Raw genomic sequence first — 1113 nt, 5'->3', positions numbered from 1 at the left:
ATGTAATATTATTATCTAAAGTTACGCGAGCTTTATCTCCGATGATTTCTTTAACTACACCAGTGCGTTTGTCACCAGCAAGAACTTTTTGTCCTACTGCAAACGCTGGGCGACGGAAACCGCTTTGTGGGCGACCACCACGGTTTGGTGCGCTTGGGCGACGACCGCCAAAGCCTGGTTTTTTACCACCAAAGCCTGGTTTACGAGTAAATTGTGGTTTTGGTTTGATGTTTGAACGGTGATATTCTAATTCTTCAGCTGTTAAATCAACTACCGCTTCACCTTGTAAGTTGAAGCGTTTTTGGTGTTTTAATGCAGCTTCATGGTAAGCTTCGTTACGAATGTAACGTGCTAAGAAATGACGGATTAGAGATTTACGTAATGGACCTTCTTCAGTTGCAATAGCAAATAATTCTTTATGCACGTCAACTGCTAAAGGTTTAATATTGTTGCGGTCAAACGCTTGAGGGAATTTAGCGTGTAATGCTTCGTATGTTTGTTCAATACGTTCGCGTTTTTGTTGTTTCTCTAATTGTACTTTACGTTCTTGTGGAGATAATGGGCGACGACCAAATGGTTTTTTATCGCCTGTACGACCTCCGCGTACTGGACCACGGCTTGGTTTACCATTAAAACCAGCTTTACCGCCTACAGAAACTGGGCGATAACCTGAAAACTTACGGCCTGTAGAGCTGCCGTTGCTTGGTCTGCTTTGACTCTTAACGCGAGGAGTAAAGGCTTTTCTCTCTTCTGACATATAAAATAATCCCTGTAAAATGAAAACAGATTAATTCTAGTGGGGGTATTGTTACCTCAATATTAAAATTACTGCTGAAAAAATTTCAGTAGCTAATATATGAAAGTAGAATTTTCTGCGTTTTGTTTATGAAAATAAAAATAACATCTTTATTATATACTACAAAAAAATCAAAATTTTAGTTTAATATAAAAAAGTTGTCACGGATCGCAGTTTTCTATTTGAGAATACTAATTTTTGAATATTTTTATAAAAACGCTTGTAATTACAAGTTTTTTATGCTTAATCAGGAATTGCGATTTGTATAGTAAAACCGTTGTAATAACCATTTGATAAATAATGGTTGGGTTTAAGTG

The 1113-nt window shown here is 37.0% G+C and carries 1 protein-coding gene; it reads right to left on the bottom strand.

Going from position 1 to position 1113, the window contains the following annotated elements; genetic code table 11:
• The coding region (locus tag CKF58_RS08195) for a ProQ/FINO family protein (protein WP_222987778.1) at nt 1–757 on the bottom strand (757 nt) is incomplete at its 3' end.
• Between the last annotated feature and the right edge of the window lie 356 nt (nt 758–1113).

It is taken from the genome of Psittacicella hinzii (genome assembly GCF_003585935.1).
Classification (GTDB): domain Bacteria; phylum Pseudomonadota; class Gammaproteobacteria; order Enterobacterales; family Psittacicellaceae; genus Psittacicella; species Psittacicella hinzii.
Note: the sequence above shows the minus strand (reverse complement) of the source record. Positions and strands in the feature narration are given on the sequence as shown.